This window comes from Paenibacillus sp. FSL R7-0333, assembly GCF_038000365.1.
Taxonomy (GTDB): domain Bacteria; phylum Bacillota; class Bacilli; order Paenibacillales; family Paenibacillaceae; genus Paenibacillus_AQ; species Paenibacillus_AQ silagei.
In genome coordinates this window covers 692,082-718,602 of the sequence record NZ_JBBOBZ010000001.1, presented here as the reverse complement: position 1 = coordinate 718,602, position 26,521 = coordinate 692,082, and the positions used below count along the sequence as shown (strand labels likewise).

Here is a 26,521-nt window from a genome sequence, read left to right as displayed (position 1 = left end):
GCAGCGCCGTTTCCATATGTTACATTGCTATTCAGCGGGTAAGCCTGTTACGGAGTTGTCGGGGTTGTTGGCATTTCAACTTCCTTCGCGTCCAGCGCTTCCTGCGGAATCTTGATCTCATCGACCTTGTTGTGCTCGCTGATGGTCGCCTTCATATCCATATCAATCGATATCGTCTGGTCATTGCTGGTCATATCCATGACCATGGTTACATCTGTACGGGTTGGATAATACGTCTTCTTATCAACAGCATAAGCGATGTTCATGCTCTTGATGTTCATCTGCTCCATCATAGCAGCCATCTGAGGATCGGCACTGCCGCCCTGGTTCATATAAGACTTCGCCAGCTCCTTGACGTCATCGCCGGATACCTCAGCAGACAGCAGATAACTATCGCCTTCCTCGGTGATTTTTGTCTTCTCGGTAAGCGCCTTGAATTGCTCCATTTGCTTCTCAGGGTTCGCGGACTGCTGCATAGCAGCTAGGACCTGTTCACCCATCGTAGCAGGCATCTTCATCCATTGCCCGTTCATCTGGGAATAGAAGCCGTCCTTAGTCACATATTGCTCGATCTTCTGGTCGCCCTGGGCCGTCTTCATCTGCACCTCCTGATGCATCATCAGCGGCTCCTTAATGAACTCAGATTTCGTGGTCATATCGGTATCTTGCGCATTGTCCCCTTGTGCCGTCTTCACATTGATCTTCTGCTTCACCTGCGATTCCATCGCGAAGCTCTTCAGATCACCCGATGCGGCAACCGACTTCTGAATCAATTCATCCACCGTTGGAACGCCATCTGATGTCTGTTCAGCAGGCGCTGCCGATGCGGAGGCTTCCGGAGCCGCGCTTCCTGCAGGTGCAGCTGTTGCAGCGCCCTCCGATGGTTTGAGCTCCTCATTATTGCCGCAGCCAGCCAAGGCAACAGTCAGCATAACACCCATAAATATCGTAGTCCATTTCTTCAAGTTCGATTCCTCCTAGTGATGTTAGCAAGTAGTATTGTTAAATCTTGTGATGTATTTAACCACAGGAGCCCCCCTTTTAATCAGCCGTTTAAAAGTTACATCCAAAGTCATGGTCGTCCGGGTGTTAAAAGAATGCTATGAAGACAGGCAAAACTGTGCTTATATATGGAGAAACCAATATATAGATTGAATTTGGAAACACAAGGACAAGGAAAGTGACGGAGGGCCAAACATTCTTTGGAGTCACGTATTCCTGGTCCGAAAAACTTACAAGAACAATCTATATAAATCCTAAAGGGAAAGAAGCGTGGACCCGCATGAGTTTTGAAATCGTAGAGGCTACCCTGTCTGACATTCAAGCCGCTCTGGATTCCGGGGAGATCACTTCCAGACAATTAGTCCTGATGTACCTTGAGCGCATAGCGGATCATGACAAAAACGGTCTGACGGTGAATTCTGTACTGGAGATTAACCCGGATGCGCTGTTCATCGCTGAATCCCTGGACGTAGAGCGCCAGCTTCAGGGTCCGCGCGGACCGCTGCACGGCATACCGGTGCTATTGAAGGATAACATTAATACCGGGGATAACATGCATACCAGCGCGGGCTCGCTCGCGTTGGCGGACTCTTTTGCCGGAGAGGATGCCTTCATCGTCAGCAGGCTGCGCGAGGCGGGAGCTATCATTATGGGCAAGGCTAATATGACGGAATTCGCCAACTTCATGACGAATGGCATGCCCTCCGGCTACAGCTCCCGGGGCGGGCAGGTGCTTAACCCCTATAACATCTCCACGCCGACAGGCGGCTCCAGCGCAGGGTCTGCGGTAGCGGTGGCCTGTAATTTCTGCACCGTTTCCGTTGGAACAGAGACCTCCGGCTCCATCCTCAATCCCGGCAATCTTGGCTCTATTATCGGTATTAAGCCCACGGTGGGGCTGATCAGCCGCTCGGGTATTCTGCCGCTCTCCAGCACGCAGGATACCGCCGGGCCTATGGCACGAACGGTCCGGGATGCCGTCCTTCTGCTGAATGCTTTACTCGGTCAGGATGCCGGTGATGCGGCTATGGGAACGAACAGATCTAAGGTTCATGAGGATTATACGGTTTTCCTGGATGCAGACGGTCTGCGGGGAGCGAGAATCGGAATTCCGCGCGATTATTACTTCGAGGAGCTGACGGAGGAACAGCTTGGGCTGTTCAATGCCTCTGTAGTGAGAATGCGTGAGCTTGGAGCGACCATTATTGATCCGGCCGAGATAACAACGGCGCGGGAGATCAGCTATTCATCTGTGGTGCTGAATGAATTCAAAACCTCACTGAACGCCTATCTGGCCCGCCTGGGTCCGGGTGCACCGATGCGCACCCTGAAGGAAATTATTGATTTCAATCATGCCCATCCGGTCCAGACGCTGAAGTTCGGGCAAGCGACCCTGCTCGATGCCGAATTAACAACCTCCGGCACCTTCACTGAGCCGCAATATTTGCGTGACCGCATGACGGATCTCAGACTCTGCAAGGAGCTCGGGATTGACGCTACTATGCGCGAACATCAGCTTGATGCCCTGCTGTTCCCCGCTGACTTCGGCGCACGGATTACCTCAAGAGCCGGATATCCGTCGATCGTGGTGCCGTCAGGCTATACCTCAGCCGGTGCCCCCTTCGGCGTAACCTTCTCCGCCCGGGCCTATGAAGAACCGGTGCTTATCAGACTGGCTTACGCCTATGAGCAGAACTATAAGGTGCGCAAGCCGCCTTCACTCCGCAGCTTCATCTGATCCCGCTTCATGCCAACATGGGACAGGCTCCAGGTGCGCAGCTCGCAGCTGCGCACCCCCTTCTCAATCATAGTCATGCCGGTTCTCTTCATCGGCAATGCTCTGAATCTCCTCTGCATGCATCAGATGCAGCTCATAATCGCCTTCAGCATGCAGCTTCACGACCCGCTCTTTGGTGAACTTCGCACTGCTCTCCGCCGCATCCTCGTCGTAGAACAACAGAATCCCGTCGCTTTTACGCAGCAGCAGATCATCTCTGGCCTTGAACTGCCAGCTCCCGTCATAGGGAGCATTGCTAACGGCTCCGTAGTAGTCAGCACCGGCTACAATGCGGCGGTATTCATTCTGCTTCTCTTCCTTCCACTTCTCCTCCGGTGACGCATGGGCTGTAATAATGCCCAGCTTCAGTCCGGGATATTGCTGCTTCAGCTCCAGCACCACCTCGCAGGCCCACAGATCAACACCATATTGCCCGGGAGTAATGACCCATTCCAGTCCCTCCTCCACCAGCGGAATGATCCGGTTCGCGAGTGCTTTTTTGATATAGGGAATGCCCTGATGCTTGCTGTCATAAATGCCGAGCTCATGGGCCCGGTAGCCTGTGACCAGTAAAGTCTTCATGTGCTGCGCCTCTCTCCTGACTGCTTCATTCCGAAATGTATGGAACAACCTGTACTCTATGCATTATATCTTATTTCGCGTGGCAGGGCTGCCGGACCCGGGGAGCATATAAGCCGGACCACCGTGCCAAATTATTTTCGGTAATTACGAGTAAATTTAGATAAAGTTTGGAAAACTGCATGAAGATGAAAACTCGTACTCCGTTATACCCAAATTCAAAAGCTGGGGATGATTACACTGTTCGGTATGATTCTTTCCTATATACCCGGCTGGGCAATCTTCGCCCAAGCGGGTGTGGCTATGCTTGTTCCGCTGCTCCTGGCCTATCTCTATAAATCGCTCTACAAGCTGGTAGGCAGCGGACGCGGCCAGATCGGGTACGGCGCAAGAACCCTTCCTGCGCAGGGGCCGCCGCCGCTGGCTCCAGAGGAATCCTCCGCCCGGTTTACCGGTGATCTTAAGGATGACCTGCAGGCGGTAAAATCCGGCATCGGCAACAACAGCGATGTCCATTTCAGAGCATTCACAAATGCGAAAACAGGTGCACAAGGAGTCGTCATCCATGTCGACGGCATGCAGAGTGACCGGCTGCTCAGTATGGAAGTCATGCAATACCTGATGCATGCGATGCCTCCCGGTCCGCAGTCTTCTGTTGAAATGGCCGGGCATCGTCTTCCCTTCAGCGAGCTTAGAGAGGAAGAGCATATCAGGGACTTCAATAAGTCTGTCCTCTTCGGCCATGCCGCCCTGCTGATCGATGGGCTGCGCTGCGGGCTCCTGATCGAGATGCCCGGTGCTCCCAGCCGCCAGGCGGACGAGCCGGTCTCCGAAGCGCTGCTCCGCGGCCCCAGACTGGGCTTCACGGAGGTGCTCAGCGAGAATACCTCTATTTTACGCCGCCAGGGCCTTAGCGATCAGCTTGAGATGGTATCCTTCCGGGCAGGGACCGCTATTGAAAGGGAGATCGTTGTGGCCTACATGAAGGATATCGTCAATCCCGACCTGCTGGAGGAGATTAAGAACCGCATCTGCAAAATCGATATGGATTTCCTGGCCGAATCCGGCTACATCGAGCAGCTGATTGAGGATAATTATCTCAGCCCGTTCCAGCAGCTGCAGAATACAGAACGGCCGGACAGGGTCATCAGTGCCCTGCTGGAAGGACGGGTCGCCATTCTGCTGGACGGCACGCCCTTTGTGCTAATCGCACCGGTGACCTTCAGCATGCTGCTGCAGTCGCCGGAAGATTATTACGAACGCTGGCTGCCCGGCACTCTCCTGCGGCTGCTGCGTTTTGGAGCATCCTTCTTTGCCCTGATGGCTCCAGCCCTGTACATCTCATTCATCTCCTTTCATCCGGGGCTGATTCCTACAGAGCTGGCGATCACGATCATTAAGACCCGGCAGGGTGTGCCCTTTCCCTCTCTAATAGAGGTGCTGATTCTGGAGGTCGCCATCGAGATTCTTAGGGAAGCGGGCATCCGGCTGCCGAAGCCGATCGGTCCGGCGATGGGCATCGTCGGCGGTCTGATCATCGGCGATGCAGCGGTTCAGGCGGGGATCGTCAGCCCGTTCCTGGTCATTACGGTGGCCGTAACTGCCATCTCCTCCTTCTCCATTCCGATGTACAGCGCCGGGATCACCCTGCGGATGCTGCGCTTCGCCGGTATGCTGTTCGCCTCGGTGCTGGGAATGTACGGGACCATTCTGTTCTTCCTGCTGATCTGCTGCCACCTGACCAAGCTCAAGAGCTTCGGAGTGCCTTATCTGACCCCGCTCTCCCCTTTCCGGCTCAGTGACTGGAAGGATCTGTTCCTGCGCGCTCCGATGGCACTGATGAAGCGCAGACCGAAAATGATGAAGACTAAGCAGAGTAAACGAAGATCATGACCGCGCCTGGTATAAGGAGGAATGCAGTATGTTCATACGCACGGATGATAAAATCACGGCTACACAAACGGCCATTTTCCTGAACAATACCTTGCTGGGCGCGGGTGTGCTCACACTGCCGCGCAGCGTAAGCAAGAGTGTCGGAACTCCGGATGGCTGGATCTCCACCCTGCTCGGCGGGGCCATTGTGATGCTGGTTGTCCTCCTTATGGTGAAGATCAGCCAGCAATTTCCGGGAAAAACCGTCTTTCAGTACTCAAGGCTGCTGACCGGCCGGTTCATCGGCGGCATTCTGTCCATGCTGTTAATCCTGTATTTCATCACTATCGCCGGCTTTGAGATCCGTACACTGGCTGAGGTTACCCTATTTTTCCTGCTGGAGGGGACTCCGATCTGGGCAGTAATCCTACCTTTTCTCTGGCTGAGCACCTACCTCGTATACGGAGGCATCAACTCTATTGCCCGTGTCTACACCATTGTTTTTCCGATCAGCATTATGATTCTGCTCATCTCCTTCGTGCTCAGCCTGCGGATGTTCGATATCGATAATCTGCGTCCTGTACTCGGCAAGGGATGGTCCCCCGTATTCGCCGGGCTCAAATCCACCGTGCTTGTATTCACCGGCTGTGAAGTCACTATGACGCTTGTGGCATTCATGGATGACCCCAAAAAGGCTGTCAAAGCTATGCTTGGCGGCCTGGCCATCCTGCTGTCCATCTATTTCCTGACCATCATTATAGTGATCGGAGGCATCTCTATTGATTCCGCCATCACCAGCACCTGGCCCACTATTGATCTATTGCGCAGCTTCGAGGTGCCGGGATTTTTCTTCGAGCGCCTGGAATTCCCGTTCATGGTCATCTGGCTGATGCAGATGTTCTGCAACTTCAGCAGCTTCTTTTTCCAGTCTACGCTGGGTCTCTCACAGATCTTCAAGCTTAAGGTGCACCCGATTATTTATGCGTTGGTTCCGCTGCTGTTCATCTCGGCGATGCTGCCCAAATCCTTAGGCGATCTGTTCGCACTCGGAGATACCATAGGCAAGATGGGGTTGGTGCTGTTCCTGCTGGTGCCTGTCCTGCTCTCTGTCGTCTGGCTCATCCGGGTGAAGGGGCTGAAGCAGCATGTGTAGACGAATCCTGGTAGTGCTGTGCAGTCTGCTAATCCTTGCCACACTGACCTCCTGCTGGAGCAGTAAAGAGATTGAGGATCTGGCCCTATACGCAGGGCTGGCTCTGGATGTCGGAGAGTTCTCGCCCACAGAACAGGAGCTGGAGGAGAAGGGCGCTACTTATTATAAAAAGAATAAAATCACCGCCACTGTGCAGATGGTTCCGGCTAACTCCGTGGGAGGGACAGATAAACAAGGCGGCAGCAGCGGCAGCAGTCCACCCTATATGAATGTAACCGGAACCGGAGATTCTGTGCTGGAGATCTTCCGTCAATATTCGATTCTGCGTGAACGGCCGATCATCGGCCACCACCTCAAGGTTATAGTGATCTCCAGTGAGCTGCTCAAGCAGCAGAGGATAAACCAGTTAATGGATTTCGTCCTTCGGGATAATGATATCCGTCCCAGCACGATGGTGTTCTTAAGCCAAGGCCGCGCAGCAGACACCATGGTCGCGAAGCAAAAAAATGAAATTCCTGCCTTTCACATCAGAGATATGCTGCGCAATCAGAAGAGAACCAGCAAGGTGCTGGACCCTGTTATTTTATCGAAAATGGATGCCAATATGCACTCCAAACGCAGTTATGCACTGCAGAACCTGGTAACGGCGAATGGGGAGGTAGAATTCTCGGGAGCCGGAGTCATCAAGGGAGATACCGGGCACTGGGTGGGCCCGCTGAATCAGGAGGAGACCGAATGTCTGAGCTGGCTGACCAACGGGGGGCAAAGCGGGGTCATCAAGACCTACGACTGGAACAATGAGCCGATTACCTATGAACTCAAGTCCATGAAGAGTAAAATCACTGCCAAAGCAGACGGCGGCGAGCTGTCCTTCGACGTCAAGCTTGTAACGGAAGGAAGGCTAAGCGAAACCTGGAACGTAGAGGAATACCCTGCGGCCACCCATCTTCCCCAAAAAGCAGAGAAGCTGTTCAAGGAGCGGCTGGAGCGGATGATGAAGAGTATGCTTCACAAGCTGCAGTCGGATTACAAAGCAGATGTGGGCGGATTCTCCACCAGGCTCAGCATCCAGGAACCCGCCTTATGGAACAAGCTGAAGGATCATTGGGACGAGGTGTTCAGCCGGACTCCTATTCATGTCACGGTTGATTTGAAGATTACGGACTTCGGCTCCTTCACTCAATAGGGTAATCCCGTTAAGAGTCTGTTTTAAAAAAGCTGTCCCAGAGGCCGTGTCTAATGAACGGCCTTCGGGACAGCTTTGTCGTGCCTTACTGCTTGTCTGAGAGAATCAGCACTCCGCGCCCGGGAACTGTAGTGGAGCCGCTGAACTTCTTCCCGGTAAGCAGATCGGTCCGCTCTAGGTTACCGATATCCGCACGAAGCTCCTCTGCTGAATGGTTCAGCAGGAACAAATAGGATACGCCGTCCTTCACACGCTGAACGGACTCAATACCTTCCGGCGCGCTGACCAGCGGTGCAATGCCGTTATCGGCGCACAGGTTAGCCAGGAAGCCGCGCAGGAAGGCCGCATCCGGGCTGGTGGCCACATAATAAGCCTTACCAGCGCCGAAGCTGTTCACCGTTAGGGCAGGCATACCTTTATAGAAATCCGCACCATACTGAGCGAGCACCTCTGCGCCTTCGGGATGAATCAGGTCGCAGAGCAGATCGCAGCTATATGAACGATTAAGTGATCCCCACTCCTTGTTCATCACGATCTCATTGCTCATGCCCGGCAGCAGGGCGTCGATCTCCTCAGCCCAGATGCCGAGCACCTTGCGCAGCTCTCCCGGATACCCGCCAACCGTAACCAGATCATTCTCATTGACAATCCCGCTGAAATACGTCGTAATGAAGGTGCCGCCTGCCTGGACGAAGGCTTCGACCTTCTCGGCGAAGCCCGGCTTCACCATATACAGCACCGGTGCAATGACAATCTTGTATCTCGACAGCTCCTCTTCAACGCCGATCATATCCGCTTCAATATTCTGCTGATAGAGCGCATCATAATACTTATGGACCTCGTCCACATATTTCAGTGCAACAGACGGGCCGCTGGAGAGATCAAGCGCCCAGCGGTTCTCCCAGTCGTAGATAATCCCGATCTGCGCCGCACTGCGTGCATCCAGCAGCTCGCTGCCCAAGCTCTCCAGCTCCCGGCCCAGCTCAGCACATTCGCGGAATACGCGGGTATGCTCATGCCCTACATGCTCAATGACCGCTCCGTGGTATTTCTCGCAAGCGCCGATGGACCGCCGCAGCTGGAAGAACAGCACGGTGTCAGCACCGCGTGCTACTGCCTGATAGCTCCAGAGGCGCATGACGCCGGGACGCTTCAGGGAATTGTACGGCTGCCAGTTCTGCTGGCTTGGCGTCTGCTCCATCAGCATGAACGGCTGTCCGTTCTTCAGGCCGCGCATAAGATCATGCGTCATCGCCGTATGGCTGACCGGTGTGTCCAGTGCCGGATAGTTATCCCAGGAGATTACATCCAGATATTTCGCCCACTTGAAATAATCCAGCTCCGGGTAGAAGCCCATCATGTTGGTTGTAATCGGAATGTTCGTGCTGTGCTGCTTGATTGCTTCATATTCGAGGATGTAGCATTCCAGCAGGCTATCCGACATGAATCTGCGGTAGTCCAGAGAAATTCCCTGGAAGTTGGTCCGGTTACCGCCCCACTCTTCACTGAGTTCATTCGGAACAACGATTTCCTCCCAGTCATAGAAGGTATGGCCCCAGAACCGGGTGTTCCAGGCTTTGTTGAGCGCATCCAGCGTTCCGTAACGTTCCTTCAACCAGACACGAAAAGCAGCCTCGGACTGCTCGGAGTAATCATATCCCCCATATTCATTGGAGATATGCCAGGCCACCAGGCCCGGGTGATCCTTATAGCGCTCAGCCAGCTTACCGGCCAGCAGGGCCGCATATTTGCGGTAGACTGCGCTGTTCGGGTTGGAGTTGTGGCGGCCGCCGAATTTACGCTTCCGGCCCTGAACATCCACGCGGGTGACCTCCGGATAGCGGTGAGCCATCCAGGCCGGATGTGCCCCGGTACCCGTAGCCAGACATACATAGGTGCCGTTCTTATATAAGCGGTCGATTAACTCATCCAGACCACTGAAATCGTACGTATCCTCAGACGGCTGAATCAGCGCCCAAGAGAACACATTAATGGTTGCTACGTCTATGCCCGCGAGCTTGAACATCCGCTCGTCCTCCGCCCAGTCCGGGGCCTCCCATTGCTCCGGGTTATAATCTCCACCGTACCAGATCTTAGGTAATTTCTCGTTGATCACGCTACGCACATCCTTTATAGTATAAGTATATTCTTATTTTAATCGCTACCTCTATCGCTATAAATATAATATTAATGAATTGGAATATAATAATATGGAACACCAGGAGATGAACCGAAATGTCACTGGATACCGTCCGCAGAATCGTATTCGCCCAGGAGAGCGGCCAGCTGCTCCCCATCACCCTCGACAGTATGGGTTATAACCCTGATCAGGAACAAGTCTCCCGGCCGCAAGGCTATCACACCTATCACTGGCTGCAGACGGCGCATGGCGGCGGGATGATCCACTTCGACAACAAGAAGCTCACACTCACCGAAGGCAGCGGCATTCTGCTGATGCCGGGGACACCGCACCGCTATGAAGCACTCTCCTCAGAGACTTGGCGCACCTATTATCTCACCTTCGGCGGGACCTCAGCCCGGCATATTCTGGATTCGCTCGGGATGAACACCAGCCTGTTCTACCGCTGGGAGAGCGGGGCGCCGCTGAGCTCGATGCTGAAGGAGATGCTGGACCGCCACGATACTTCGAATGACATGTTCAGTCTCGGGGAATCCAGCGATGCCTACCGTTTCCTGCTGACCCTGAACAAATACGGGCAGTTGCATAACAACACGGCCATCTCCCGCAATGTGGACAAGCTTCAGCCGCTGCTGAAATGGATGGACAGCCATTATGGTGATCCCGAGGTAGGCCTCAGTGATCTCGCCTCCCGGCTTGAGGTGTCCGGCAGATATCTGAACAGCCTGTTCCTGCAGACCTTCGGGCTATCGCCTTATGCTTATTTCGTCCGGCTGCGCATCCGCAAGAGCAAGGAGCTGCTGGTTGCGAATCCCCAGCTTACCGTTAAGGCCATCTCGCAGCTGGTCGGCTTCCGCGATGTCAGCCATTTCGTAGCCACCTTCCGTAAGCAGTCGGCGGTTACGCCGGAGCAGTTCAGGAAGCTGCACTAACTCCTGAACATACAGAGACGGATACCATCCACCTAAGTGGGGTATCCGTCTTTTGCGGCACGAATATAGGATCTTATCCTGCGTTTATGACTTCACTGCTGCCCGTTACTCCACAGGACCGCTGCCGTTCTGCATCCTGTCTGTCCCGCTCACCGCTTCCGGCAGCCCTGCCTTCAGCTCTTCGATGAACTCCCGGAACGCGCTCGTCATATAGAGGTCGCGCCGCCGGATGAATACCGTCGGCACCTCCGCATACTTCTCGGGAAACGGATAGATCCTTATCCCCTCCGTGACATTCATCCGGATGAAATAGGATAACGGCAGCACCGCATACCCTATTCCCGCCCTTACACAGCCGAGTAATCCCTCCATCGTCCCGAACTCCATCATCTTACCCAGCCGTCCGCCCTCTTCCGCCAGCCAGCTCTCCAGCTTGTTCCGGTACAGGCATTCTGCATTCAGCATCAGCAGGGTCTTGTCATGAACAGAGAGGATGCCCTGATAATCCATACTATCGGGAATCACCAGCCCGATCCGTTCGTGGATGAGCAGCTCCTGGACAATCTCCGGGTGCTCCACCGGCCCGTCCATAAAGGCCCCCTGGACTTGATGCTGCAGAACCGACTCGATCAGCTCCCCCGCCCGTCCGACCTGCAGCTGCACCTCCACCTCCGGGTAGCATCCTCGGTAAGTGGACAGGATAGCAGGCAGCCGCACTGCCGCCGTCGTATCCGAGCCGATGGTAATCAAGCCTGTGGGCACCGGCGAATCCAGCACCGCCAGCTTCGCCTCATCCAGCAGATTAAGAATCTTGACCGTATACTCCATGAACGTCCGTCCGGCCGAGGTCAAGGTAATTCCCCGGCTATGCCGGTAGAACAGCGGAGTCTTCAGCTCCTGCTCCAGTTGCTGGATTCTTGCCGTTACATTGGACTGCACATAGTTCAGGCTTTGGGCTGCCTTAGAGATACTTCCTTCTTCGGCAACCGCCAGAAATACTTTGAGAAGACCCGTATCCACGCCGTATCGCTCCCCCCGGATCACCCATCAGCCGCAGTGATGGCCTCCATCATTTCCCTTCATTATACATGATCCGATACACCGTTTATGATGGAAATATAACAGGAATGCGAGACCCCGACTAAAAAATTGCTAGGAGTGAGAGCAGTGGAAAACAAAAAGTGGAAGTTCCAGCTGCCCGGTAATCCGGATGGCATAGAAATAGCTATCGGTACAAGTGAAATCAGAACTGTCCATGACCTCCTAAGCCGGTTCCGCCAAGAGGAGCTTATGGCGGCGCAGAAGCAGCAGGCCGAGAGACGGAAGCCACAGCCGAAAGCTCCTGTGGTCTCCCTGGCCTCCCGCATGCAGGAGAAGAGACGTCACCCTACTGCCTGACTCCAGCTTCCTGCAGGCCAGAGCTTACAGCTTGCAGAATCTGAACAGCAAAAGGCGGAAGCATGACGGTTCCAGTCTCCAGATTGCCGGTTAGCGCGCTGCGGTAGTGCTTCTCCAGCCGGATGCTCTGAGCCGTCCGGCTGAGGTTCAGCAGGAACAGCAGCTCCCGGTTCTCTCCTGTACGCTTGAAGGCCTGAACGCCCTCCGGTAATTCCGCGAACTGCTCAAGCCCTGCGTCCAGCGCGATATCACCCAAAAGCTTCAGCCAATAATCCTCCCCGGGATCGGTTCCGATATAATATACCTTGCCCGCCCCGAAGCGGTTAAGTGTAGCCGCAGGAACTCCGGCATAGTAATCATCTTCATACCAGGCGATCGGCTCCGCTCCCTCCAGACAAAGAATGTCGCACCAATGGCTGCATGCATACATATTCCCTTCAGCATCACGGAGCGTATGAATCTCGTCTCCAACCGGATCATACTCCTCCACCGTTATGCCGGCCGCACGTGAGAACAGCCCGGGAAGAGGCTGCATTACACAGATATTATTCATGTTCTTCACACCGCTTCGGCTCATCAAAATGACTGTGCCGCCGCCGTCCGCAAAGGATTCCAGCGCCTGTGCCGCCTCTTCATCATGCAGGTACAGGCTCGGGACGATAACCAACTTGTAGCCCTCCAGCGGCTGACGCCAGTCCACCACATCACAACTGATGCCACGCTTGGTTAACGCCCGGTGATATTGCTTGATGTTATCATAATAGTCCAGCCCCTCCGCCTGGGGCTGAATCCGCAGCGCAGCCAACTGCTCGTGTGAATACAGGATAGCCGTCTGACTCATGACTCCGGTCCCTTCCAGCAGCGGAGCCAGAGCATTCACCTCACTGCACAGCTGCCCGAATTCGGCAAATCTCCGCCCGGGCACATTGCTGTGGTCGATGAGGCCGTGCCAGAACTGCTCTGCTCCGGCGGCTGCGCTTCTCCAGCGGAAATGCACCACGGTATCCGCACCTCTGGCAATCGCCTGCCAGGCATATGCACGGATCAGGCCGGGATACGGAGTGCGCCACATCGGGAACCAGCAGCCCGGAGGGCCGCTAAGCTGCTCCATGATCCAGAAGCCCCGACGTTTAATCCCGCGGGTCAGATCCAGGGATAAGGCCCCGCTGTATGGTGCAGTGGCCTGTTTTTTAGGCGAAGGATTCGGATAGTAATCGAAGGCCGCCACATCCAGCTCCTCTGCCAGCCCGTGCATGTCCAGCCGCTGCGGATAACTGTGAAAGTTATGGGTGATAAAGTGATGTGGGCAGATCGCCCGCAGCACATCAATCTGCGACTTCTGGAAGGCAATCACTGAATCCCATTGGAACCGCTGGAAGTCCAGCAGCAGCGAAGGGTTCTGAAAAGGTGAAGCGCCATAAGGAACTGTCAGTTCACTCCAGCTGCTGTAGCTTCCGCTCCAGACCACGGTTCCCCACTCCGAATTAAGCTGTTCCAGCGTCCCGTACTTCTGCTGAACCCAGTCCCGGAACGCCAGGTTGCAGCTGTCACAGTGGCAATCCAGCATACTGAATTCGTTATCCGTCTGCCAGCCGATAACTGCAGGGTGGCTGCTGTACTGGCGGGCAAGCGCCTCAATAATCCGGCTGCCATGTTTCCGCAGGGAAGCGCTATTATAACAGCGGTGGCCGCGCACGCCCGGATGGAAGACGCCGCCGTCCGCGAGTACAGGCAACACATCCGGGTAAGCGGAGGTCAGCCAGCGCGGCGGTGTTGCTGTAGGCGTCCCGATCACAATCTGAATCCCGTACGCATGGAACAAATCCAGCGCCCGGTCCAACCAGGCGAAGTCAAAGCTGCCGTCCGAAGGTTCCAGCCGGCTCCAGGCAAATTCCGCTACCCGGACAACCTTGACCCCGGTTTCCTTCATTAACTTGATATCCTTCTCCCACATGGATTCGTCCCAATGCTCAGGATAATAGTCGACACCGATTTGCACGTTGCTGTAATGATTCCGCTCCCGAATTGTGCCCAGCTCCCTCTTATCGTAATGTACAAGACTCTGATTCGAGTATACCTCAATCACCAGTTAGCCGAAAACCATAAAGGACGCCCCGCCTCACCTCATTCACTGAGATGGGCATGAGCGTCCCGGCCAAACCACTCTATCCAATCTGTTCCCTTTCAGATTATTTCTTCAGCTTATCCCAGGCAGCCTGCATGCCCTTCTCCCAGCCTGCTTCATCCACCTTGCCCGCAATCAATTCCTGAATGGAGCTGGCGAACTCTTGAGTGACGCCATCAGGGAATTTGGATGCCTGCAGCCCATAGACCTTGCCTTCCTTTACATAATTCCAGACATCTGCACCCAGCAGACCGATATCCTCAGGGGTTGCCGGAATGGTGGACAATGCAGGAATGAACTTCCATTTCTTCACGATATACTCTTTCCCCATATCCGAAGTGACCAGCCAGTTCAGGAACGTCTTCGCTTCTTCCTTGGAGCCGGATTCCTTGTTCACTACCAGGTTCGCCGGAACACCCACCGACAGCTTATCGTTCATCGCCGCATCGTCGTTGATTGGCATCGGGAACATCCCGATGTTCATGTCCGGCGTAATGTTATCCACCAGTGTCTGTGCCCAGTTGCCTTCCTGCATCATAGCCGTTTCGCCCTTGGCGAACAGCGCCAGGTGAGTGTTAGCATCCGTGGTCAGAGGATTCTTCTGGCCGTATTTTACCGTCAGATTCAGCAAGTTGCTCCAATCCTTGAACTTCTCATTCCCTACGATGGATGCGGTTCCGTCGTTCAGACCCTTGATGAATTCATCCACATTATCCTGCTGTGCAAAAGCTACGCTAATGCCCTGAATCCCCAGCAGCCACCATTCCTGATAAGCGTTGCCGAACGGAGTTACTCCAATCGCCTGCAGCTTTTTAGCTGCTTCTTCAAGCTGGGAAATGGTTTTTGGCGTCTCTGTAATCCCGGCCTTGGCGAACAGGTCCTTGTTGTATACATAACCGATTCCTTCAAGGTTCATTGGCATCCCGTAGGTTTTGCCGTCCTTGGTCATAGGTTCTGCTGCAAGTGGAATCAGATCCTTCACCCAAGGCTGGTCGGACAGGTCTTCCAGTTTGTCTTGCCACAGTGCCATTTCAGCATACCCGCCGTTACTGAAGATATCAGGAGCATCGCCGGAAGCGAATTTGGTCTTCAGCGCTGCACCATAGTCTGCGCCGCCGCCCACCGTCTGGATATCCAGCTTGATGTTAGGATGCTCTTTCTCGAATTCCACCTTCAGCTCATTCAGGCCTTCCACGATCTCAGTCTTGAACTGGAAAATCTTAACCGTCTTCACAGCGCCGCTGTTGCCAGCGCTTCCATTAGAAGCATTATTTGAGGCAGACTTATCGGCATTGCCGCCACAAGCCGCGAGCACTACTGACATTAGCATTACGGATGACATCATCAGTGCAGAATGTTTCTTCTTCATTAGATATTTCCCCCTTGAATAATTTAACTGCTTCTTATGTGGAACGGGAGCCCGGTGAATTAACCCTTCACCGAGCCAGCCGCTATTCCCTCAACAATGTAACGCTGCATGAACAGATAGAAGATGACGATCGGGGCAATCCCGATGGTCAGTGCCGGAAGCGCCATATCCCACTGCTTCGTATACTGGCCGAAGAACGAGAAGGTCGCCAGCGGAATCGTCCGCAGTCCGGGTGCCTGAAGAATCAGAGACGGCAACAGATAGTCATTCCAGATTCCCAGCGCATTGAGCACGATAATGGTCATCAGCATCGGCCTCAGCAGCGGCAATACAATCCGGAAGAACGCGGAGATCGGGTTACAGCCATCCACCGTGGCCGCCTCTTCAATCTCCAGCGGCACAGACTTGATGAAGCCGTGGAACAGGAAGATCGCCATCGGAATGCTCAGACCCAGATGGGAGATAATGAGACCTGTGAAGGAGTTATTCACGCCCAGGACGTTCACTACCTTCAGGATCGGAATCATAATCGTCTGGAATGGAACCACCATCGCCGCTACCATCAGCAGCAGCAGAATCTGGTTGAACCGGTTATTGGCACGCACCATGCGGTACGCCGCCATCGCACTGAACAGCGAGATAAGCGCTACACTGATGATCGTAATAATCAGCGAGTTGCGGAAGGCCTCGGAGAACCGGGCCAGCTTCCAGGCATTCACATAGTTCGACCACATGAAGGTCTGCGGCCAGCTGGCCGCGTCGCTCAGAATCTCGCCGAAGGATTTCACCGAATTTGCCAACAGGAAGTAGAACGGAGAGAGGAACAGAAGCGCCAGAAGGATCATCATCACTTCAATGCCGATGTTCCATCTGCTTTTGGTCTTGGCATTCATTAAGCTTCTACCTCCTTACTCTTCGTTATACGAACCTGAATGACAGTGATCAGCGCTACAATGAGGAAGAATAACAGCGCCTTTGCCGTACCCAGACCATAACGGTTGTTCAGGAAGGCTTCGTTATAGATGTTCATCGCTACAGATTCCGTAGATTTGAACGGTCCGCCTTTGGTCAGCGAGAGGTTCAGGTCGAACATCTTGAAGGACCAGGAGATCGCCAGGAACAGTCCAATCGTAACCGCAGGCATAATCAGCGGAAGAATGATGTTACGCAGCACCTGCATCCGGGAGGCGCCGTCAATCTCGGCAGCTTCGAGCACCTCTTTGGAGACGTTGCTGAGCGAAGCGATGTAGATGACCATCAGATAGCCGGAGGACTGCCAGATGAAGACCATGACAATTGCCCAGAAGCCGGTGGTCGCATCCCCGAGCCAAGGAAGGTTGAAGAAGGATAGCCCTGTAAGATCGCCCATAGTGGCGAAGCCTTTGATGAAGATGAACTGCCAGATGAACCCGAGCAGCAGACCCCCGATCACATTCGGCATGAAAAAAATGGTCCGGAGCATATTGCGTGTTTTCAAGGGTTTGGTCAACAGATAGGCCAGGAAGAAGCCTACTATGTTAGTCAAGATCACACCCAGCACGGTGAATCTCACGGTAAACCAGAAGGATGACCAGAAGTCGTGATCATTCGTAAAAATACTCTTAAAATTCTCAAAGCCGACCCAGCTTACATTACCGGATACACCGTTCCAGTCTGTGAAGGAGTAGTACATCCCCATCAGAAACGGAACAATCATGATCAAGGTAAAAAACAATAATGCCGGGCCAACGAAAAATACCTGCTGACCGAACTGGGACAATTTATTGCCGCGCATGTTATGGCCCCCCTTTCTTTTACTCACTCACTTGTTTATGATCTAAAGATATTATCTGTTTTTTGCAGAGCCTCTTACACCTACGCAAGTGATCTTTAGGGTGTAAAATATTGACCTGGATGTGACCCGCCCCATGAAATGGACCAGTATCCGCACGAAGCTGATCGTCTTCCTGCTTGTGCCCACCTTAATCTGCATTATGGCTACAATGTATGTCAGCTATTCCCACACCACCAAGTCACTGCGGGACCGGGCGGTCGAGGAGAACAAGAATCTGCTCTATCAGGGCTATAAGAACATTAACAGTCTGCTGCAGGAGCTCAACCGTCTGTCGCTGAACGTGTATTCTGACGGCGATTTCTACCGGCTGCTGGAAGCAGGGTACGACGATCTGTCCTCCGATATTGCCATCTATAACTCGCTCAGCTATATCTCCACCTCGCTGCCCCACCTCTCACAGGTGTACTTATACAGTGTGAAAGACTCGAAGGCTACGCTGATTACGGACAATACAACACCCAAGCGCTGGCTGGCTAGTGCACCCTACCACCAGTCCAGTCTGAGCGGAAGCTCCCCGGTAAGCGTGCAGAGTACACATCTGAGCAACGCTTACGGGCTGAGGCTGCCGTTAACGCAGTTTATACCGGAGCCGGTTTTTACGCTGCACCGCAGAATTGAGCGTATCCCTACCTCGCAGGCGCTAGGCTATCTGTCAATTGATGTGAAGCTGGCAGCCCTCAGTGAGATTGTGGACCAGCTGTACGAGCAGGATCAGGAGAAGCTCTACCTGGTGGACAGCAGCGGCAGGCTGGTCTACAGCCATGATTCCGGGCTGCTCGGCAAACCGCTGAATGCTGATTGGTATAACACTCAGATTGCGGACAGTACGCAGTTGCAGGGTTATTTTGAACAGGACAGCTCTGTATTCATCTATCAAAAGATCGACAGCATCGGCCTCGGCTGGACGCTCGTCAAGCAGATTCCTGTCTCCTATCTGTTCCGCGAAGCCAAGGAGGCCGCCGCGATCAACCTGCTGCTGCTGGCGCTGCTGCTGGTGACGATCATTGTTCTGACGATCCTCGTCTCCTTCCGGATTACCGCGCCGATCAAGCAGCTGACCCGGTATATGAATCAGGTCCAGACCGGGAATCTCAACATTGAGATCCGCCCGGCGGGCAACGATGAGATCGGGGTGGTCACCGAGCATTTCCGCAGTATGATGGACACGATAAACAATCTCATTCTGCGGGAGTACAGACTGGAGCTGGCGAGCCGGACCAATGAGCTGAGGGCGCTCCAGTCCCAGATTAATCCGCATTTTCTGAACAACACTCTCCAGATTATCGGTACGCTGGCCCTGGAGCTGAAGGTGCCGCAGATCTACGGCTTGCTCTCGGCTCTGGCCAAAATGATGCGCTACAGCATGTACAATGATGAGAAGGTGGTGACGGTCCAGAATGAGCTGGATCATGTCAAAGCGTATATCCAGCTGCAGAAGGAGCGTTTTGAGAATAAGTTCAGTTTCCAGTCTGAGGTGGAGGAGCCGCTGCTTCAGGCGCTGATGCCCAAAATGATTCTTCAGCCGATTGTGGAGAATTACTTCAAACACGGCTTCCAGCTTGACCGCCAGGACGGATACATGGAGATTAACGTGGCCGGGCTAACCCCGGAGCGGATGGAGATCAGCATCGCCAACAACGGCCTCCCGATTCCGGCAGGACGGCTGGAGGCGCTGCGCAAGGAGCTGGAGCAGTCCAGCACCGTTGAAGAACGGGAGCTCCTGCAGAATGCCGGGCAGGACAGCCCCAGCAGACGCGATGCACCGGGCGCGGGCATCGGCCTCGGCAATGTGCTGGCCAGGCTGCGGCTGGTTTGCGGCGATAACGCCCTGCTGACCGTGGATAATCTGAAGACAGGCGGGGTAATCATCCGCCTGGAAATCGATATTGTAGTGGAGAGTGAACGGATATGAAGGCACTGATTGTAGATGACGAAGCAAGAGTCCGGAAGGCCGTCCGCCTGCTGGTGGACTGGGAGGCCCATCAGATTGAGGAGATTCTGGAGGCGGGTAACGGCAATGAGGCCATCGGTCTAATCCGCCAGGAGAAGCCAGCGCTGGTCATTATGGATATGATGATGGAGTCCGGGAGCGGCCTGGAGCTAATGACCTGGGTGGATGAATTCGCAGGCAGCACCAAGTTCATTGTGGTCAGCGGGCATAATGACTTCGACTTCGTCCGCCAGACCGTCCGCCATGGCGGCATCGATTATATCCTGAAGCCGATTGACCCGGATATGATTAACAGCGCGGTCTCCAAAGCAGTATCCGCCTGGCGGGCCGAGGAGGCGGAACGCAGCCACCGCCAGCACCAGAGCCTCCGGCTGAATGAGATCAAGCCGATCTTCGGGGAGAAGCTGCTGTCCGCATTGATCGACGATAAGGTGAATGCCGAGGCCTCGCTGCGCCGCCTGATCCATGACGGCATCATTCCGCCGGACATTAAGATTTCGCGTCTGCTCCTCGTGCAGACGGACAGCGGCAACAATCCGCTGCTGCGGCGCTTCGGCGGTGACAGCGAGCTGCTCTACTATGCCATCGTGAACATCTGCAACGAATTTTTGCAGCAGCAGGGCACGGGCATCGCGTTCCGCTACTGGGGCGGGCCGCCGGAGATTGCCATCCTGCTCTGGGAGCCGCATGAATCTGTCACTTCGCTGATTAGCCGGATGAATCAGGGCATCTTCCTGACGCTGCAATTCCGCATGCATTTCGGAATCAGCACGCCGGGCGCTTTCCCCGCGCATCTGCCGGCGGGACGCGCCGAAGCCGCCGAAGCCCTGCTGCGGCGGAATCTGCTCAGGCATGAGGATTACTGCCATTATGCGGGTGCGGAGGCGCTGCCGGGCGCGGGGACAAGCATGGGAGCGGGCTCGGTGGCAGGCGGGGAGACTGATGTGGGTGTGATGACGGGCGGGAAGCCAGGCTTGGGTGCGGTGACAGGCGGATTGACTGGCACGGGAACGGGCGAGGTAACAGGCCGGAAGTCAGGTGCGGGTGCGGCGACAGGCGGATTGACTGGCTCGGGAACGGGCGAGGTGACAGGCCGGAAGTCAGGTGCGGGTGCGGGGCCGGGGGCGATGCTCGGCGGGAAGCCGCGCGATAAGCGGGAGAGTGCCGTCCCGCTGAGCTTCGCCGATGTCCAGGAGGACTGGCGGATGGCAGTCATCAGCGGGACGCCCGAGGCCCTGACCGCAGCGGCGCAGCACTGGACCCAGGAGCTGAGCCGCCGGGGGGTGGTTACCCCGCAGATGCTGAACGACTGGAAGGCCGATGCGTTGCTGCTTCGCTCCCGGCTGGTCCGGGAAGCGCTTGGCAGCCAGGCGGCTAACGTGCTGGCTGAGCTTGAGCACGGGGACCAGCAGAACCCCTCTCCGCAGCCCAGCGGCTATTCCTTCTCCCTGTTCGCCTGGCGCGATTGGTCCCTTGCCTTCATGCAGCAGTTATCCCGGGCGCTCACGGACAGACAGCAGAAAGAGCGGAACCCGATGACGGAGATCGTAAAATACATTGAGCAGAATTACCCCTCCGACCTCTCCCTTCAGGAGGTGGCGGGCAAATTCCAGGTCAGCCGCGAGTATGTCTCACGCCGGTTCAAGCAGGAATACGGCATCAACTTCTCCGACTACATCGTCAGCGTCCGCATCGAGAAGGCCAAGCTGCTGATGCAGAATCCGGGCCTCAAGCTGGCCCAGATCTCGGAAATGGTCGGCTTCCACGACGTCAAATACTTCAGCAAGGTCTTCAAGAAGCACACCGGCCATTCGCCGAAAGACTACCGGGATCAGGCGGAGCATTAAGCTCCGTCTGGGTGGTATGTGAATGCTGATTACTGGGGGAGAATGTATTCGGTTTTTCGCCTACATTCGCTCCGGTTACTTCACCCTTTTAGTCCTCCATGGCTCTTCACCCATCCACAGATGAAGAGCTGATGCTCTACTAACTTACTGGAGTCCGTTTGCTGTTAAATTTCGCTAACCTCTGTACCACGCCAGAAAAGCCGCCGCCACTGCCTTGCCCGCCGCACCGTTCGGATGCGGGTCGAACTCGTCGCTCATATACTCCGGCTTGATCCGGTGGTCAGCAGGAACAGCAACAGAGAGCACGGCCGCCATGTCGAATACGCGGTCCACTCCGGCCGGAGGACTCATGCGGATACATTCATTCACTTTACGCCAATGGGTCTCACGCTCGCCCTCGAAATTGAAAGGCGGCACCGTGCTGAGAATTACCGCTGCCTCCGGCTGTGCTTCCTTGATCCGGGAGATAATGTGTGCGAGGTCCCCCAGCAATTCCTCTGCCGAGCGCTGGCCGATATCCAGATCATTCACGCCGAGCACGATTAGCACCTCATCACCTTGCTGTGCTTTATGCAACCAGGGACCGTCCGTGGCTACATCGTAAGCCCGGCCCCAGCCGGAGCCGATATTCCACACTCCATACTCTGTACCCAGCCCCTCCGCAATTCTTGCCGCCCAGTGCGCATATTGGTCCTTGGCGGTCCGCACCCCCTGCGTGATGGAATCGCCCAGGAATACCAGTCTCTTCACCACTTGCTTCTTGTAACCCATGAAGCTTGGCAGCACCTGGAGCTTATCCGATTCGCTGAACCCCGCCGCTGACTCCTGCGCTGCCTGTGTACCCGGCGCATCGTAGCCGGAGACCAGCATTCCCTCCACATTGAAGGGGAATGACTTGCCTGCGCCAGCCGTCTTCAAGGTCCAGGTGAAGGCCAGCATATGGCCCTCCGGCAGCTCCAGAAGCGCTTCGTCGCTCCAGAACTGCTCACCCGGCTCCACTCGCCGCGACAATTCGCCGCCAAAGGTAACCGGCACCTGCGAGCCCGGCACAACGCTGCCGTCTAGCGCGGCTCCGCCATCGGCGACATATGCCGCTTCGATGCTCCACTCGCCGCCCGGTTCACTGGCAACGGCATCCGCGCCCAGGTCCCAGGTCGAATCCACCGCGTTGCTGTGCCAGAACTTCAGCGTCAGCTTGCCGTTCTCCCGCAGCCGGATATAGGTGCGGTACGTATGGGTGAACGGCTCCGCCGCGTTCATAATATAGTTGGCGGCTGTAGACAGCGCGGTGGCCGAGGTGAACTCCGGCTGGCTCAGTACTCCGCCTAGACTGTTCTCAATATTGTTCATAGTCATCGACTCCTCTAATCTGATGCGACTTATGCTGACAGTACCTTGTCACTCCTTAGGTCTTTGGCACTCCTTCGGAGAATGTAATCGAAAAAACTGATCACATTTGAACCGGACGCGTCACGTAGGCCGAATATAATCGAAAAACCGATCACATTTGGACTGGACGCGTCACGTGGGCCGAATATAATCGAAAAACCGATCACATTTGAACCGGACGCGTCACGTGGGCCTAATGTAATCGAAAAACCGATCACATTTGAACTGGGCTCGCCACGTAGGCCGAATGTAATCGAAAAACCGATCACAATGGCACTGAGCACGCCACGTGGGCCCAATGTAATCGAAAAACCGATCACATTTGGAACGGGCACGCCACACGGGCCCAATGTAACCAAAAAACCGATCACATTGGCACTGATCCCCAAAAAGCTCCCCAATCCAGGAGACGAATGTCCCCTGTCATCAGAGAGCTTGGTTACTTAAGGGCACAGCCATAGGCTAAGCCAGCGTGCGGGTGTGTTAATTCCGTCTATAGTTGTGTTAATTCAGTCTTGCGTGTGTGTTAATTCCGTCTATAGTTCACTTATTTCAGCGTAATCGTGAACGTTACGGACTTCTCACCGGCGCCCACGCTCACTGTAGTCTCATCTACCTGCTCCGCACCTTCCACGGAAGCGATAGCGCCGAGATCCTTCACCGCCAGGGTGAATGCTTTGCCGCTGCCTTCGGCAGTAACCTTTACAGTGCTGCCGCTGCGTACAGCTTCTACCTTCAGCTCAGGTGCGCCGTGGATATCGCGCACAGTCGCCGCAGCAGACTTCCCGTCCTCCAGGGAGTACAGGCCGAACTTCACGCCGTCGGCAAAATCATAATCCGGACGGCTGTCCTCGCTGCCCAAGGCCAGCAAGGTGTTCGGACGCACGAACAGCGGCAGGCTGAAGAAGTCATGCTTCTCCTTGCGCCATGCTCCGCCCTGTACGGTCTCACCGTTCAACAGGTGTGTCCAACGGCCGGCCGGCAGGTAATACTTCACTTCGCCGTTCTCCTGGAAGATCGGAGCGACCAGCAAGGAATCGCCCAGCATGTACTGGCGGTCCAGCACTTCACAGGTCGGATCTTCCGGGAACTCCATCACCATGGCCCGCATCGAGGCCCAGCCCTGCTCATGTGCCTGTCCGGCTACATCATACAGGTACGGCATCAGGCTGCACTTGAGCTTGGTGAAGAAGCGGGTAACGTCCACGGCTTCATCGTCATACGCCCAAGGCACACGGTACGAGGTGCTGCCGTGCAGACGGCTGTGGCTGGAGAGCAGGCCGAAGGCCAGCCAGCGCTTGAAGACATGCGCCGGAGCGGTGTTCTCGAACCCGCCGATGTCATGGCTCCAGAAGCCGAAGCCGGACAGGCCGAGCGACAGGCCGCCGCGCAGGCTCTCTGCCATCGATTCATAGTCGGCATAGCAATCGCCGCCCCAGTGAACCGGGAACTGCTGGCCGCCAGCGGTAGCGGAGCGTGCGAACACGGCAGCTTCATTTTTGCCGAGCTTCTCTTCCAGCACCTCGAATACAACCTTGTTATACAACTGGGTATAATAGTTATGCATCTTGTATGGATCGGAGCCGTCGAAATAGACCACATCCGTCGGAATCCGCTCGCCGAAATCCGTCTTGAAGCTGTCTACGCCCATATCCACCAGGTCGCGCAGGTAACCGGCATACCATTCACAAGCCGCAGGGTTCGTGAAGTCGACCAGGCCCATTCCCGCTTGCCAGAGGTCCGTCTGATAGACGTCACCGTTGGCTTTTTTGAGCAGATAACCGTTCTTCCGGCCTTCTTCAAACAACGGGGAGCGCTGTCCGATATAAGAGTTGATCCAGACGCAGATCTTCAGCCCCTTGTCGTGCAGACGCTTCAGCATCCCCACCGGGTCCGGGAACACACGGGAATCCCACTGGAAATCCGTCCATTGATATTCGCGCATCCAGAAGCAGTCGAAGTGGAACACATGCAGCGGCAGATCGCGCTCCGCCATCCCTTCCACGAAGGAGTTCACGGTAGCTTCATCGTAGTCTGTAGTGAACGAAGTCGTCAGCCACAGGCCGAAGGTCCAGGCCGGAGGCAGCGCAGGCTTACCGGTCAGGGAGGTGTATTTGGTGATGACCTCTTTAATCGTCGGCCCTTCAATCACGAAGTATTCCAGGCTCTCTCCGGCTACGCTGAACTGGGCCTTCTTCACCTTCTCAGATGCAATCTCATACGAGACGAGTTCCGGCTGGTTCACGAAGACGCCGTAGCCCTTGCTGGTCACATAGAACGGAACGTTCTTGTACGCCTGCTCGGAGCTTGTACCGCCGTCTTTGTTCCACAGATCGACCACCTGGCCGTTTTTGACAAAAGCCGTGAAGCGTTCACCCAGGCCATACACGAATTCGCCGACGCCTAAGTCCAGCTCTTCACGCATGAAGGTGTTGCCGTCCTGATCCGTGATATAGGCCATTGATTTGTAACCGCTGCCGGTAATACGCTCGTCGCCGCGGTAGAAGTCCACCGACCAGTGTGTGCCCTTGTTGATGACTACGCGGAGTCCCCCGCTGATCAGCACGGTCTGCGCTTCGCTCTCTTCCACCTGAACATGATCGCCGGTTCCCTCAGTCAGCTCGAACGAAGGTCCGCGCTGAATCACGCCGTCGTTATGAATAATTTTGACGCCTACCACGCCCGGAAGCGGGGAATGGAATTTCACCGTCAGCAGTGTGGAGTTGAGTGTCGCCGAACGTCCCGTGATGGGAGTCGTCTGCGTGATGGCGGTTAGGCCTTCTTCAGTTTTTTCTACTACATAGTTCTGCACTGCACCATTGATTGTAATTCCGTCACGAACCAGCCATAAGCCGTCTGTAAATTTCATATGTGCACTTGCCACCCTTCGATTTGGTGTATATAGTTGCATTATACCGATAATAAAATCTCAAAACTAATAATATATAGCTCATTTATAACACTATTTTGACGTCATCAGACAAGGAGGCCCCTAATGGACCGTACCTCGCAGCGCTTGCTCAAAGAAGACCGCGAACACGGGGATGTCATGTTCCCCCTGGCTGCCTACTGGATCGACCTTCCCGCCGGAGCGCATGTCCTGGACACCCACTGGCATGAGGAAGCCGAGTTCTTCCTGCTGCTGGAAGGCGAGATTCTGTTTCAGGTGGACACCGACTATTTCACGCTTCGCCCCGGTGAGGCCGTGTTCATTGAATCCGGCGATATCCATGCCGCATACGCGCTTACGGAGACCCCCTGCCGCTTCTGCGCCCTGGTCTTTCACCCTGACCTGCTGGCCAGCGCCCAATATGATACCATCCAGCAGAGTGTTATTCTGCCGCTTCAGGAGAAACGCCAGAGCTTTCCGCGCCACCTCACCCCTTCTGTTCCCTGGCAGGCGGAGCTGCTGGTGCATTTGAACCGCATGATGAACGCGTATGATCAACAAATGCCCGGATTCGAAGCTTTTATGAAAGGGATCCTGCTGATTATGCTCTCGCAGATTGCGCAGCCGGGGCGCTTCGTCAACCACAGCCAGTCCGAAGGCGCGGAGCCCACGAAGATTGACCGCCTGAAGCGGGTAATTCTCTATATCCAGGACAACTACCAGGAGCCGATCCGTACCCGTGACCTGTCGGGGCTGATTCCGATGAGCGAAGGGCAATTCTGCCGTTTTTTCAAAAGCATGACCCGCAAGACGCCCGTCGATTACATCAACTCCTACCGGGTCCGCCAGGCAGCAGCCCTGCTGAAGCAGGGAGACCGCAAAATCTCCGATATTGCCATGGATGTCGGCTTCGACAACGTCAGCTACTTCATCAAAGTGTTCCGCAAAGTCATGAACTGCTCGCCTTCGGAATTCCGCAAGGACGCCGGTCCCTTCGCCGGGCAGAACCAGCTTTATCCGTAGGCTGAACCCCGTCCTGTACTTTTTCCTGCTTACGGATGCCCGGATACGTTTAAG

Annotated in this window: 19 protein-coding genes; 9 read left to right on the top strand and 10 right to left on the bottom strand. The window is 55.1% G+C overall.

Annotation, left to right across the window (positions count from 1 at the left end):
• Positions 1-47: 47 nt before the first annotated feature.
• Positions 48-965, bottom strand: a complete 918-nt coding sequence (locus MKY86_RS03005) for a DUF6612 family protein (protein ID WP_076078896.1) — start codon at positions 963-965, stop codon at positions 48-50.
• A gap of 317 nt (positions 966-1,282) precedes the next feature.
• Here MKY86_RS03005 and MKY86_RS03000 point away from each other — a divergent pair, with 317 nt between their 5' ends.
• Positions 1,283-2,740 carry an amidase family protein gene (locus MKY86_RS03000; protein ID WP_076078894.1) on the top strand — a complete coding sequence of 486 codons (1,458 nt, stop codon included), beginning with the start codon at positions 1,283-1,285 and terminating at the stop codon, positions 2,738-2,740.
• Between the two features lie 63 nt (positions 2,741-2,803).
• On the opposite strand, the gene MKY86_RS02995 is transcribed toward MKY86_RS03000, so the two are convergent.
• Positions 2,804-3,361, bottom strand: coding sequence for a DUF1273 domain-containing protein (locus tag MKY86_RS02995; RefSeq protein WP_036731292.1), 558 nt, complete (start codon positions 3,359-3,361; stop codon positions 2,804-2,806).
• Between the two features lie 237 nt (positions 3,362-3,598).
• Between MKY86_RS02995 and MKY86_RS02990 the strand changes: the two genes are divergently transcribed.
• Genes MKY86_RS02990 through MKY86_RS02980 form a run of 3 tightly spaced genes read left to right on the top strand, consistent with a single transcriptional unit; the run spans position 3,599 to position 7,569 of the window.
• Complete coding sequence (locus MKY86_RS02990) at positions 3,599-5,251, top strand: spore germination protein (RefSeq protein WP_076079000.1); 1,653 nt, start codon at positions 3,599-3,601, stop codon at positions 5,249-5,251.
• 28 nt (positions 5,252-5,279) lie between these two features.
• Positions 5,280-6,383, top strand: coding sequence for a GerAB/ArcD/ProY family transporter (locus tag MKY86_RS02985; RefSeq protein ID WP_076078892.1), 1,104 nt, complete (start codon positions 5,280-5,282; stop codon positions 6,381-6,383).
• Positions 6,376-7,569: a Ger(x)C family spore germination protein gene (locus tag MKY86_RS02980; RefSeq protein ID WP_076078890.1), complete on the top strand. Its 1,194-nt coding sequence runs from the start codon at positions 6,376-6,378 to the stop codon at positions 7,567-7,569. Before MKY86_RS02985 ends, MKY86_RS02980 begins: the two co-directional genes overlap by 8 nt.
• 85 nt (positions 7,570-7,654) lie before the next feature.
• Here the strand turns inward: MKY86_RS02980 and MKY86_RS02975 are convergent, their stop codons facing one another.
• Positions 7,655-9,685, bottom strand: a complete 2,031-nt coding sequence (locus MKY86_RS02975; RefSeq protein WP_076078888.1) for a beta-galactosidase — start codon at positions 9,683-9,685, stop codon at positions 7,655-7,657.
• A gap of 119 nt (positions 9,686-9,804) precedes the next feature.
• On the opposite strand from MKY86_RS02975, the gene MKY86_RS02970 reads away from it, so the two are divergent.
• The gene (locus MKY86_RS02970; protein ID WP_051478505.1) at positions 9,805-10,641 is read left to right on the top strand and encodes an AraC family transcriptional regulator; all 837 of its coding nucleotides are present in this window, start codon (positions 9,805-9,807) and stop codon (positions 10,639-10,641) included.
• Positions 10,642-10,746: 105 nt separating this feature from the next.
• Here MKY86_RS02970 and MKY86_RS02965 read toward each other — a convergent pair whose 3' ends face one another.
• Positions 10,747-11,661, bottom strand: coding sequence for a LysR family transcriptional regulator (locus tag MKY86_RS02965; RefSeq protein WP_076078886.1), 915 nt, complete (start codon positions 11,659-11,661; stop codon positions 10,747-10,749).
• Positions 11,662-11,808: 147 nt separating this feature from the next.
• Here MKY86_RS02965 and MKY86_RS02960 point away from each other — a divergent pair, with 147 nt between their 5' ends.
• Positions 11,809-12,039 (top strand): hypothetical protein, encoded by a 231-nt coding sequence (locus MKY86_RS02960; protein ID WP_076078884.1) that lies wholly within the window; start codon positions 11,809-11,811, stop codon positions 12,037-12,039.
• Here the strand turns inward: MKY86_RS02960 and MKY86_RS02955 are convergent.
• From MKY86_RS02955 to MKY86_RS02940, 4 genes are all read right to left on the bottom strand, one after another.
• Positions 12,029-14,125: a beta-galactosidase gene (locus tag MKY86_RS02955; RefSeq protein ID WP_340826043.1), complete on the bottom strand. Its 2,097-nt coding sequence runs from the start codon at positions 14,123-14,125 to the stop codon at positions 12,029-12,031. The two genes, MKY86_RS02960 and MKY86_RS02955, sit on opposite strands and share 11 nt — an antisense overlap.
• A gap of 103 nt (positions 14,126-14,228) precedes the next feature.
• Positions 14,229-15,533, bottom strand: a complete 1,305-nt coding sequence (locus tag MKY86_RS02950) for an ABC transporter substrate-binding protein (RefSeq protein ID WP_036731279.1) — start codon at positions 15,531-15,533, stop codon at positions 14,229-14,231.
• A 59-nt stretch (positions 15,534-15,592) separates the two neighbouring features.
• Positions 15,593-16,426 carry a carbohydrate ABC transporter permease gene (locus MKY86_RS02945; RefSeq protein ID WP_076078883.1) on the bottom strand — a complete coding sequence of 278 codons (834 nt, stop codon included), beginning with the start codon at positions 16,424-16,426 and terminating at the stop codon, positions 15,593-15,595.
• Entirely contained in the window at positions 16,426-17,307 is an 882-nt protein-coding gene (locus MKY86_RS02940; protein WP_076078881.1) for a carbohydrate ABC transporter permease, read from the bottom strand. The genes MKY86_RS02945 and MKY86_RS02940 overlap by 1 nt, the downstream gene beginning before the upstream one ends.
• A gap of 133 nt (positions 17,308-17,440) precedes the next feature.
• On the opposite strand from MKY86_RS02940, the gene MKY86_RS02935 reads away from it, so the two are divergent.
• Together MKY86_RS02935 and MKY86_RS02930 are read left to right on the top strand one after the other, a co-directional pair.
• Entirely contained in the window at positions 17,441-19,279 is a 1,839-nt protein-coding gene (locus MKY86_RS02935) for a sensor histidine kinase (RefSeq protein WP_076078879.1), read from the top strand.
• The gene (locus MKY86_RS02930; protein ID WP_340826039.1) at positions 19,276-21,165 is read left to right on the top strand and encodes a helix-turn-helix domain-containing protein; all 1,890 of its coding nucleotides are present in this window, start codon (positions 19,276-19,278) and stop codon (positions 21,163-21,165) included. Before MKY86_RS02935 ends, MKY86_RS02930 begins: the two co-directional genes overlap by 4 nt.
• Positions 21,166-21,339: 174 nt before the next feature.
• On the opposite strand, the gene MKY86_RS02925 is transcribed toward MKY86_RS02930, so the two are convergent.
• Both MKY86_RS02925 and yicI read right to left on the bottom strand, forming a co-directional pair.
• Entirely contained in the window at positions 21,340-22,515 is a 1,176-nt protein-coding gene (locus tag MKY86_RS02925; protein ID WP_076078878.1) for an SGNH/GDSL hydrolase family protein, read from the bottom strand.
• Positions 22,516-23,101: 586 nt separating this feature from the next.
• The gene (gene yicI, locus MKY86_RS02920) at positions 23,102-25,423 is read right to left on the bottom strand and encodes an alpha-xylosidase (RefSeq protein WP_076078876.1); all 2,322 of its coding nucleotides are present in this window, start codon (positions 25,421-25,423) and stop codon (positions 23,102-23,104) included.
• A 126-nt stretch (positions 25,424-25,549) separates the two neighbouring features.
• On the opposite strand from yicI, the gene MKY86_RS02915 reads away from it, so the two are divergent.
• Entirely contained in the window at positions 25,550-26,467 is a 918-nt protein-coding gene (locus MKY86_RS02915; RefSeq protein ID WP_076078874.1) for an AraC family transcriptional regulator, read from the top strand.
• Positions 26,468-26,521 lie beyond the last annotated feature (54 nt).

What these genes read in the sequence shown, in the direction of transcription:
- MKY86_RS03000 (WP_076078894.1), top strand. Translation starts at nt 1,283, where the DNA reads ATGAGTTTTGAAATCGTAGAGGCTACCCTGTCTGACATTCAAGCCGCT.
- MKY86_RS02995 (WP_036731292.1), bottom strand. Translation starts at nt 3,361, where the DNA reads ATGAAGACTTTACTGGTCACAGGCTACCGGGCCCATGAGCTCGGCATT.
- MKY86_RS02985 (WP_076078892.1), top strand. Translation starts at nt 5,280, where the DNA reads ATGTTCATACGCACGGATGATAAAATCACGGCTACACAAACGGCCATT.
- MKY86_RS02980 (WP_076078890.1), top strand. Translation starts at nt 6,376, where the DNA reads ATGTGTAGACGAATCCTGGTAGTGCTGTGCAGTCTGCTAATCCTTGCC.
- MKY86_RS02970 (WP_051478505.1), top strand. Translation starts at nt 9,805, where the DNA reads ATGTCACTGGATACCGTCCGCAGAATCGTATTCGCCCAGGAGAGCGGC.
- MKY86_RS02950 (WP_036731279.1), bottom strand. Translation starts at nt 15,533, where the DNA reads ATGAAGAAGAAACATTCTGCACTGATGATGTCATCCGTAATGCTAATG.
- MKY86_RS02945 (WP_076078883.1), bottom strand. Translation starts at nt 16,426, where the DNA reads ATGAATGCCAAGACCAAAAGCAGATGGAACATCGGCATTGAAGTGATG.
- MKY86_RS02940 (WP_076078881.1), bottom strand. Translation starts at nt 17,307, where the DNA reads ATGCGCGGCAATAAATTGTCCCAGTTCGGTCAGCAGGTATTTTTCGTT.
- MKY86_RS02935 (WP_076078879.1), top strand. Translation starts at nt 17,441, where the DNA reads ATGAAATGGACCAGTATCCGCACGAAGCTGATCGTCTTCCTGCTTGTG.
- MKY86_RS02930 (WP_340826039.1), top strand. Translation starts at nt 19,276, where the DNA reads ATGAAGGCACTGATTGTAGATGACGAAGCAAGAGTCCGGAAGGCCGTC.
- MKY86_RS02925 (WP_076078878.1), bottom strand. Translation starts at nt 22,515, where the DNA reads ATGAACAATATTGAGAACAGTCTAGGCGGAGTACTGAGCCAGCCGGAG.
- yicI (WP_076078876.1), bottom strand. Translation starts at nt 25,423, where the DNA reads ATGAAATTTACAGACGGCTTATGGCTGGTTCGTGACGGAATTACAATC.
- MKY86_RS02915 (WP_076078874.1), top strand. Translation starts at nt 25,550, where the DNA reads ATGGACCGTACCTCGCAGCGCTTGCTCAAAGAAGACCGCGAACACGGG.